3 protein-coding genes and 1 pseudogene are annotated in these 1905 nt (G+C 42.4%); 1 reads left to right on the plus strand and 3 read right to left on the minus strand.

Translation table 11 applies throughout. The features are described 5' to 3' along the window. Positions 1 to 12 precede the first annotated feature (12 nt). Positions 13 to 177: a cupin domain-containing protein gene (locus CXF88_RS14285; protein WP_176603729.1), complete on the plus strand. Its 165-nt coding sequence runs from the start codon at positions 13 to 15 to the stop codon at positions 175 to 177. 568 nt (positions 178 to 745) lie between these two features. Here CXF88_RS14285 and catA read toward each other — a convergent pair. From catA to CXF88_RS22105, 3 genes and pseudogenes are all read right to left on the minus strand, one after another. Next, positions 746 to 1387: a type A chloramphenicol O-acetyltransferase gene (catA, locus tag CXF88_RS14295; protein WP_001011941.1), complete on the minus strand. Its 642-nt coding sequence runs from the start codon at positions 1385 to 1387 to the stop codon at positions 746 to 748. A gap of 149 nt (positions 1388 to 1536) precedes the next feature. Next, positions 1537 to 1707, minus strand: coding sequence for a hypothetical protein (locus CXF88_RS22100; protein ID WP_230623472.1), 171 nt, complete (start codon positions 1705 to 1707; stop codon positions 1537 to 1539). Then, positions 1700 to 1905: pseudogene (locus tag CXF88_RS22105) on the minus strand (hypothetical protein); the annotation flags it as partial. The gene CXF88_RS22100 and the pseudogene CXF88_RS22105, both read right to left, overlap by 8 nt.

Genomic DNA, 1905 nt, shown 5'->3' on the forward strand with positions numbered 1-1905 from the left:
CATGTCATTGTACTGGAAGGCGCATTACAACTGCGGCTGGGGGATGAGTGGCACACCGTTTCTGCCGGGGAATCCCTGCGCTTCCATGCGGATATCCCGCACGCTTACGCCAATCCCGGTAAGGCCATTGTGACACTGCATAATCTGATCCATTATCCGCGCCCGGCGGACAAATAAAAAAGCAGGGTATAATAAATATACCCCGCTTTGACTTAACGGATCGTCTTACTTTATTTGTAAAATAAAACCAAAATAAATATGTGTTCAGCTTAACTTATTATATATCATCCTTATACCAACCGGGATGATATGTTTATACTGAACAGAAAAGCATGCCATTCAGAATACTATCTTCTGTTATATATGGCGGTTTATTTATTGTTTAATTACACACACTCAGGCATATCACTATGCTATCGTGATGTTTTCACTGGTGTTGTTACTACTGCCTTTACGGCATTTTGGTGTTGTTCAAAATGACTGTCGCAGCAGTCTTTCTGGTGTCTTAAATACTATTATTATAACTGCATCTGGTGTTGTTAATATTATTGTTACTGCTTACTTTATTATTATTGCTGTCAGTCTTTGCTGTTTCTTTTTTATTAAGGGTATTACCAAACTGCGGGGGCATTATCGTACAGTGATCCTGAACCATTCTGAAACGAAATTACAGATTACGGTTAAAATATAAAAAAAAGCCACCATTCCTGCCGGATACGGTGGCTTAAATACAGAATTAATTAATTTATTTCAGTATGTTATCACACATCAGCTGAAGTGTATTAATAAACCGTGCTGCATGAAAGCCATCACAGACTGCATGATGAACCTGTACAGAAACAGGTAATAATACGCGGTCACCTTCCTGCTGAAACTTTGCCATCGTAAAAACCGGGGCAAAATAATCATCATTTCCGGTGATGTTCAGGTTAAATCCGTCAAAACTCACCCACGGTAATGATGATATATTCAGGTGATTCTCCGGTAAATTTCCCTGCGGAAACAATCTGGTATCATGCTGATATTCTGCCGTTACCGCATTATAACCTGCCATAAACTCACTGAGATCCGGAAAATAACGGCAGGACAGTGCAGAGAATGTTTCGGTTTCTTTATGAAAGACAGTAAAGACCGGGTCTGACTGGTCCCAGTAAATAAGTTCATTGTCTTTCAGTGCCATCCGGAACTCCGGAAACTGATTAACAGCCCGGGAGATCAGGTAAATCATCAGCGGATAAAACTTATAACCTGTCTCCGCCAGTGCGGTACGCAAAGCGGTAATATCGAGTTTGGTGGTCAGGCTGAATCCGCATTTATTCTGCTGACGATAAAGGGCAAAGTGTTCCCTGCGATTCCAGGTATTCAGGTCAATCCGGGTAAAATTCATGGTTATTCCTTCTGATTAATAGTGAAAAATATTAATAATCAGAAGGCAGTCTGGTTGTCTCAATGGGTAACATTCCGTCCTCCGTAAGCTGTTTGGTATTCAGTAATAATACCCTATACGGGCTTAATCTGTATTAAGCCCGGCTTTATTTATTCCGGCCAATCATCCGCAAACACATAGCGGATCAGTTCTGCGGATTCACGGGGCGGTGCTCTCAGCACATCCGCCATTAAATCAATCTCCATCTGACAGGTTTGCAGCTTGTCTTCCGCCGGTACATACGGATCATCCGTCAGGAAACTATCGCCGTATTTATCCATCGACCCCTGTATTTGTGCCGAAAATAAAGTCACGGTACTCTCCGGAGGCCTTTTTCATATCCGGCGGGCCTGACACTTCCGGATGCAGCACACGAAAACAGAAGTCACCGGAACACGCCATTCTGAGAAAACTGTCACTAATCTGTTTTATTCCGCAAACAGAAAACCACCGGATAACCGGGGTATAGGAAGTATAAA

The sequence above is a fragment of the Shewanella sp. ALD9 genome (genome assembly GCF_002836315.1).
GTDB lineage: Bacteria > Pseudomonadota > Gammaproteobacteria > Enterobacterales > Shewanellaceae > Shewanella.

Excerpts from the sequence above, each read along its gene's own strand:
- CXF88_RS22100 (WP_230623472.1), bottom strand. The coding sequence starts at position 1,707 with ATGGATAAATACGGCGATAGTTTCCTGACGGATGATCCGTATGTACCG.
- catA (WP_001011941.1), bottom strand. The coding sequence starts at position 1,387 with ATGAATTTTACCCGGATTGACCTGAATACCTGGAATCGCAGGGAACAC.